The sequence below is a fragment of the Caenispirillum salinarum AK4 genome (assembly GCF_000315795.1).
Lineage (GTDB): Bacteria > Pseudomonadota > Alphaproteobacteria > Rhodospirillales > Rhodospirillaceae > Caenispirillum > Caenispirillum salinarum.
In genome coordinates this window covers 1-6,925 of record NZ_ANHY01000034.1, presented here as the reverse complement: position 1 = coordinate 6,925, position 6,925 = coordinate 1, and the positions used below count along the sequence as shown (strand labels likewise).

The window sequence follows — 6,925 nt, the reverse complement described above, 5'->3', positions numbered from 1 at the left end:
CCCGCCGACGGTGCGCTCCGCATAGGCCGAGGCGGTGCCGGGGACGGTTTTCACCGCGTCCTCGATGCGGGCGGCGACGCGGCCGATCTCGTCCAGGTCCGGCCCGGCCACCTTGATGCCGACCGGCGTCTTCACGCCCGTCGCCAGCATGTCCAGCCGGTTCTTGATGGGCATGATCCAGACGTTGGTGACGCCGGGGATCTGCACCAGCCGGTCCAGCTCGTCGCGGATTTTCGCCATGGTCATGCCCGGCCGCCACTCCTCGCGCGGCTTGAGGCGCACGGTGGTCTCCACCATGGTCAGCGGCGCGGGATCGGTGGCCGTCTCCGCCCGTCCGACCTTGCCGTAGACGGTCTCCACCTCCGGCAGGGTGCGGATCAGGCGGTCGGTCTGTTGCAGGATTTCGCCGGCCTTGCCGATGGAGACGGCGGGAAACAGGCTCGGCATGTAAAGGATGTCGCCCTCGTCCAGCTCCGGCATGAACTCGCTGCCGAGCTTGGACATCGGGTACACCGTGCCCGCCGTCAGCACCACCGCCGCCAGCACCATCAGCAGCGGATGCCGCACCACGCCGCCCAAAAGCGGCCGGTAGAGCCAGATGAACACGCGGCTCACCGGGTTGCGATGCTCGGGGATGATGTGGCGGCCGCGGATGAACCAGCCCATCAGCACCGGCACCAGGGTGATGGACAGGATGGCCGCCGCCGCCATGGCGTAGGTCTTGGTGAAGGCCAGTGGCTGGAACATGCGGCCTTCCTGCGCCTCCAGCGCGAAGACCGGCACGAAGCTGAGCGTGATGATGAGAAGCGAGAAGAACAGCGCTGGCCCCACCTCCGTCGTCGCCTCCGCCACCACCTTCCAGCGGTTCTCGCGGGTCAGCGGCGTCGTCTCGATCTTGCGGTGCAGGTTCTCGATCATGACGATGGCGGCGTCGACCATGGCGCCGATGGCGATGGCGATGCCGCCCAGCGACATGATGTTGGCGTTGATGCCCTGAAGCCGCATGACCGTGAAGGCCGCCAGGATGCCCAGCGGCAGGAACAGCACGATCACCAGCGAGGACCGCAGGTGCAGCAGGAAGGCGGCGCAGACCAGCACCACCACCACCATTTCCTCCAGCAGCTTGTGTGTCAGGGTGTCGATGGCGCGGTTGATGAGGCCGGAGCGGTCGTAGGTCGTCACCACCTCCACGCCTTCGGGCAGGCTGGCCTCAAGCTCGGTCAGCTTGGCCTTGACGCCGTCGATGGTGGTCAGCGCGTTCTCGCCCCAGCGCATGATGATGACACCGCCGACGGCCTCGCCCTGCCCGTCCAGTTCGCCGATGCCGCGCCGCAGTTCGGGGCCGAGGCGGATGTCGGCCACGTCCGACAGAAGTACGGGCGTGCCCGCGGTGCTGGTCTTGAGCGGCACCGCCTCCAGGTCGGCGATCTCGTCCACGTAGCCGCCGGCGCGGACCATGTATTCGGCCTCCGCCATCTCGATGACGGAACCGCCGGTCTCCTGGTTGGCCTGCTGCACCGCCGCCTTCACCGCCGACAGCGGCAGGCCGTAGGCGCGCAGGCGCTGCGGATCGACGACGATCTGGTACTGCTTGACCATGCCGCCGATGGTCGCCACCTCGGCGACGCCCGGAACGGTCTGAAGCTCGTACTTCAGGAACCAGTCCTGTATGGCGCGCAACTGCGCAAGATCATGCCGCCCGCTGCGGTCGACGAGCGCGTACTGGTAGACCCAGCCGACGCCGGTGGCATCAGGCCCGAGCGCCGGCGTCGCACCCTGCGGCAGGCGCGGCGTCACCTGCGACAGGTACTCAAGCACCCGCGAGCGCGCCCAGTAGAGGTCCGTCCCGTCCTCGAAGATGACGTAGACATAGCTGTCGCCGAACATGGAATAGCCGCGCACGGTGCGCGCGCCCGGCACCGACAGCATGGCCGTCGACAGCGGGTAGGTGATCTGGTCCTCCACCACCTGCGGCGCCTGGCCGGGATAGCTGGTCTTGATGATGACCTGCACGTCCGACAGGTCGGGGATGGCGTCGACGGGCGTCGACTTCAGCGCCCACAGGCCGCCGACGGCCAGCAGGACGGTCAGCACCACCACCAGGAAGCGGTTGTGCAGCGACCAGCGGATGATGCTGGCGATCATTGCGTCACCTCCGCCGCCGCCGTGTCGGCGGACGCGGCGACCTCAGTGATGACCGGCATCCCGGCCGCGTCCTTGCCCAGCGCGAAGCGGATGCGCTCACCCACGGCCGGGACGGTCGTGGGCGGCGGCTCGACCGTGAAGTCCATGGTCATGGCCGGCCAGCCGAGTGCGGGGATCGGGTCATGGGTGACGGTGAGCACCCGGCCGTCTTCCTTGACGGCATCCACCACGCCCTCACCCCACACTTCGGGCGCGGCCGGCTGGGCGGTAACGATGACGAAGGCGCCTTCGGCATCCTTCCCGATGCCAAGGGAAACTAGGCCGCCCGCCGCAAAAACAGATGGATCGATGCCGTCCGCCAGCCCGAAGTCCATGGTCATGGCGGGCCAGCCGAGCACGGGGATGGGATCGTGGCTGACGTTGACGGTACGGCCTTCCGCGTCCACCGCGTTGACCGTCGCCGCCGTCTCCGCGATGACCTCCGGCGCGGGCTCCTCCGCGGGGTCTTCCATGCGGGCGAAGCCGGCCTTCAGGCTGGCCTCGGAATCGATGAGGAACTGGCCGGAGCTGACCACCTCCGCGCCGTCATCCAGGCCGTCCAGAATCTCCGTCCGCGCGCCGTCGCTGAAGCCGACCGTCACCGGCACGGCGCGGAAACGCCCCTCGCCCAGCGCGAGCACCACGCGGTCGCTGCGCCCGGTGCGGATCACCGCCTCGGCCGGCACCACCACCGTCTCCGCCCGCGCCGTTCCGGCCAGCGTGATGGAGGCGAACATGTTGGGCCGGAGCGCGAGGTCGGCGTTGTCGAAGCGCAGGCGCACCCGCAGCGTTCGCGTCGTCGGGTCCAGTTCCGGATAGACGTAATCCACCGTGCCGTTCCACACGCGGTCCGGCAGGTGCGCCAGACGCGCCTCCGCCTCCATGCCCGGCCGCACTCGGTCGGACTGGCTTTCGAACACGTCGGCGATGACCCAGACCGTGCCCAGGTCCGACAGGGTCATGAGCGTCTGCTCGGGGCGGATGTACATGCCCTCCCCGACGCCGAGCTGCACCACCACACCGCCCTGCGGCGCGTAGACGCGGATGCGCTCCGCCGCCTTGCGGGACTTGGCGATCTCCGCGATCTGGCGCTCCGACACGCCGAGCGCCTTGAGCTTCGCGCGCCCGCCGGCGCCGGCCCAGGTGTCGCCGCGCTCCAGGTCGCGGACGTACTCGAAGGACGACGCCGCCAGTTCCGGCGAGAAGTATTCGAACAGCACCTCGCCCTGCGTCACCTCCGCGCCCAGGGAGCGGACCTTCAGCCCCTCGATCCAGCCTTCCTTGCGGACATGGACGTGCGACGTGCGGTCCTCGTCCAGCGCCACGTAGCCGACCGTGTGAACCGCCCCGCCAAGGGCGGCGCGCTCGGCACTTGCGGTGCGCACGCCCATGGTGTTGATGACTGCCGATGAAAGCTGGACGACATCGGCATCGGCGGCATCGGCTCCGGTGGCGCCCGGCTCCTCGCCCTCGTAGACCGGGATCAGGTCCATGCCCATGGGCGACTTGCCTGGCGCGTCGCGCCGGTAGTTCGGGTCCATGGGGGCGACCCAGTAGAGGATCTTCTTTTCCGTGGCGGCGGCGGTCCGGCCCGCGCCATGGGGGAACAGGCTTCCGCGCTCGTAGGCGAGACCTCCGGCGACACCGGCGGCCAGCGCCACGGCGGCGACCAGCACTATGCGTGCGGACATGGTTGGTGCGTCCTTCTTCCATAACGGCCGTCAACGGCGCAGCAGGTGCGCCGCGTGATGCGGTGAGCGTCAGGAAGAAGCGCGCGGAGGCCGCAGGTCGGGGGAGAGGACAAGCGCCGTCATATGGCGCTCCGGCCCCGGTTCCGGTAGAGCCGCCGGTTCCTGGGCGCGAATGTCGAGCGCCACCGTCGGCCATCCGGCGAAAGCCCCGCCACAGGTCGAGGCCGCGCCGGGACAGCCGGCGGCGTCGGGGGTGCCGTGCCCCGCGTGGCCGCCCTCGGCCATCGTGCACGCCGCGCCATCGTCGGCCATCGCGTGGTGATGATCGTGCGCCGGACCGTGGCCGGCTGCCATCTGCGCCCCGCGATGCTCGTGCGCCCACGCCGGCGCCACGCCGCCGAGAACGGCGGTGCAGAGCAGAAAGGCGAGGAGCAGGCGATGGATCATGTCGGGATTCCGAAGCCCGGACGACGGCCGTGGCGGCGGTCGGGCGCGGGCGATATCGCTCTCAGATACGCGCGCCCTGGCGGCACGTCAACGGGAATGAAGAGGCATCGCTCCATTTGCAAGACGGTTTCCGCACCCGCGCACCTGTGTCATAGTCGCGCCATGTCGCCGAAGACGCCGTTCCGCATCGTGGCCGCCCTGCTGGTGGCCCTGCTGACGCTCAACCTGCCGATGATCGTTTCGGCGGCCGAGCAGGCGGACGCCTTGGCGCATGAGCTGGTGCCGCACGACCATGGCGAGGACGCCGGCACGCCCACTGACGGCAGCCACGACCGGCACTGCATGCCCTCGTGCCAGACCGTGGCCGGCATGCTGACCGAGCCGCCCTCCGCCGTCGGGCTGGCGGTTGCCTCCGTCACGCTCCATCGGCCGGCGGACACCGTGTTGCAAGGCAAGACGGCCGCGCCCGACCCGCCCCCTCCCCGTCGTCATCCCGTGCTGTGACCTCCTAAACGTCCACACCACGAGGATTTCGACAATGATCCGTACTGTTACCGTTGCCGCTGCCGCCAGCGCCGTGGCCGCCGGCCTTTGGCTGACCGCCGCGCCCGATGCCTCCGCCCACGGCGGCGCCACCGGAATCGTCAAGGAGCGCATGGACCTCATGAAGGCCATGGGCGACAGCATGAAGACTCTGACCGCCATGATGCAGGGCAAGACCCCCTACGACGCCGACACCGTCCGCCGCGAGGCGCAAGCCATCGCCGAGCGTGGCGGCGACGATCTCGTAACGTTGTTCCCCGAAGGCACGGCGCACGACCCGTCCGAGGCCCTGCCCGCCATCTGGAGCAAGCCGGATCGTTTCAAGGCGCTTGCGGAAGACCTCACCACCTACGCCGAAGCCCTGGCGAAGGCCGCCGACAACGGGACGGGCGGAGGCATGGGCGCGCCCTCGACCGACATGAACGCCATGATGGGCGGCGCGTCGACGCAGGAGATGATGGGCGCTGGCTCCGCCAGCATGGGCCCCATGATGGGCGGCGGCGCCGCCCCCTCGCCCGAAGCCCTGGCCGACATGCCCCCGCAAGCGGCCTTCATGCAGCTCAGCAACACCTGCGGCGCCTGCCATGACAGCTACAGGATGAAGAAGGACTGATGCACCTGCGCAAGCCACTGCTTGCCGGCCTCGCCGTCATTGCGGTGGGGCTGGCGCTCGTGGGCGGGTTCGGTGTTCTTCAAAGTGCCGTGCCAAACGCCGAACCCGCCACCTTCCCCGAGGGCGATCCCAAGCGCGGAGCCTACCTCGCGCGCATGTCCGGCTGCATCGGCTGTCATACGGATGCCGAGAACGGCGGCGCGCCGCTTGCCGGCGGCACGGCCATCGAAACGCGCTTCGGCAGCTTCGTGCCCCCCAACGTCACCCAGCACCCCGAAGCCGGCATCGGCGATTGGACGGTGGCGGACTTCGCCCGCGCCGTACGCCAGGGTGTCTCGCCAGACGGCGATCCATACTACCCCGCGTTCCCCTATGCCATGTACACCCGCATGAGCGATCAGGACGTGGCCGACCTGTGGGCGGCCTTCCAGACGGTCGCCCCGGCCCAAGGCGGGCGCGACGGCAACGACCTCACCTTCCCCTTTTCTATCCGCGAGGGCCTGCATGTCTGGCGGGCGCTGAAGTTCGAGCCCCAGCGCTTCGAACCCGACCCGGCACTCTCCGAGGCCTGGAACCGGGGCGCCTACATCGTCACCGGCCCCGGCCACTGCGGCGCGTGCCACACGCCGCGCGGCCTGCTCGGCGGCCGTGACGACGACCGCTTTCTGGAAGGCGGCAGCGACGGCCCCGGCGGCGCCAAGGTTCCCGCGATCACGCCGAAGGCGCTGAAGGTAGCCGGCTGGACGCACGACGACCTGGTGACGGCGCTGCGCACCGGCCTGACCCCCGACGGCGACTCGCTTGGCAGCGGCATGGGTGAGGTGGTGCGCGACGGCACGGCCTGGCTGAACGACGCAGACCTGGAGGCCATCGCCACCTACCTTCTGGAACCCCGGAACCGCAACGGAGGATGACGCCATGTGGTGGAACGGAGACGGAATGCACGGCTGGGGATGGCATGGCTTCTTCGCCTGGCCCATGTTGCTCTTCCTGCTTGTCATCGCGCTGGCTGGCTACGGGCTCTACAGCCTGGGCCGATCCGCCGGAGAGCGCCGGCGCCCCCGCCCGGTGGACGAGTTGACGGAGCGCTATCTGCGCGGCGAAATCGACGACGAGACCTTCCGTCAGCGCCTGCGCGCGCTGCGGGATGTCGAAGGCGGCGGCCCGTAAGGCCGCGCTGAAGAACAGGACACGAGACACCATGACGACCATCAGCCGACGCGGCTTCCTCGCCGCCTCCGCCGCCTTTTCCGCCGGCCTTCTCGCCGCACCGACGCTGACCCGCGCAGCGGCCCCGGACAGCTTCCGCACCCTGCGCGCCGAGCCGGTCTCCGCCCCATTGCTCGGCCCCGAGCAGCCGACGGCCGGCCTGTGGGGCTTCGACGGCGGGGCGCCCGGTCCGATCCTGCGGCACCGCGTGGGGGAGACGCTGCGGGTGCGGCTCGAC

At 69.8% G+C, this 6,925-nt stretch carries 7 protein-coding genes and 1 pseudogene; 5 read left to right on the top strand and 3 right to left on the bottom strand.

The annotated features are described in order from the left end of the window. From C882_RS21810 to C882_RS21800, 3 genes are all read right to left on the bottom strand, one after another. A partial coding sequence (locus C882_RS21810) for an efflux RND transporter permease subunit (RefSeq protein ID WP_043647194.1) occupies nt 1-2,145 on the bottom strand: 2,145 nt, incomplete at its 3' end. Continuing rightward, the gene (locus C882_RS21805; RefSeq protein ID WP_009542863.1) at nt 2,142-3,875 is read right to left on the bottom strand and encodes an efflux RND transporter periplasmic adaptor subunit; all 1,734 of its coding nucleotides are present in this window, start codon (nt 3,873-3,875) and stop codon (nt 2,142-2,144) included. The genes C882_RS21805 and C882_RS21810, both read right to left, overlap by 4 nt. Before the next feature lie 69 nt (nt 3,876-3,944). After that, nucleotides 3,945-4,322, bottom strand: a complete 378-nt coding sequence (locus C882_RS21800; RefSeq protein WP_043647192.1) for a hypothetical protein — start codon at nt 4,320-4,322, stop codon at nt 3,945-3,947. Between the two features lie 162 nt (nt 4,323-4,484). On the opposite strand from C882_RS21800, the gene C882_RS21795 reads away from it, so the two are divergent. The 5 genes and pseudogenes from C882_RS21795 to C882_RS21775 form a co-directional block, all read left to right on the top strand. Continuing rightward, on the top strand, nt 4,485-4,826 hold the full coding sequence (locus C882_RS21795) for a hypothetical protein (RefSeq protein ID WP_009542862.1): 342 nt from the start codon (nt 4,485-4,487) through the stop codon (nt 4,824-4,826). A gap of 34 nt (nt 4,827-4,860) precedes the next feature. Continuing rightward, nucleotides 4,861-5,478 (top strand): c-type cytochrome, encoded by a 618-nt coding sequence (locus tag C882_RS21790; RefSeq protein WP_009542861.1) that lies wholly within the window; start codon nt 4,861-4,863, stop codon nt 5,476-5,478. Beyond that, nucleotides 5,478-6,392, top strand: coding sequence for a c-type cytochrome (locus tag C882_RS21785; RefSeq protein WP_009542860.1), 915 nt, complete (start codon nt 5,478-5,480; stop codon nt 6,390-6,392). The genes C882_RS21790 and C882_RS21785 overlap by 1 nt, the downstream gene beginning before the upstream one ends. A gap of 4 nt (nt 6,393-6,396) precedes the next feature. Next, nucleotides 6,397-6,648: an SHOCT domain-containing protein gene (locus C882_RS21780; RefSeq protein WP_236262734.1), complete on the top strand. Its 252-nt coding sequence runs from the start codon at nt 6,397-6,399 to the stop codon at nt 6,646-6,648. Nucleotides 6,649-6,679: 31 nt separating this feature from the next. After that, nucleotides 6,680-6,925: pseudogene (locus C882_RS21775) on the top strand (hypothetical protein); the annotation flags it as partial.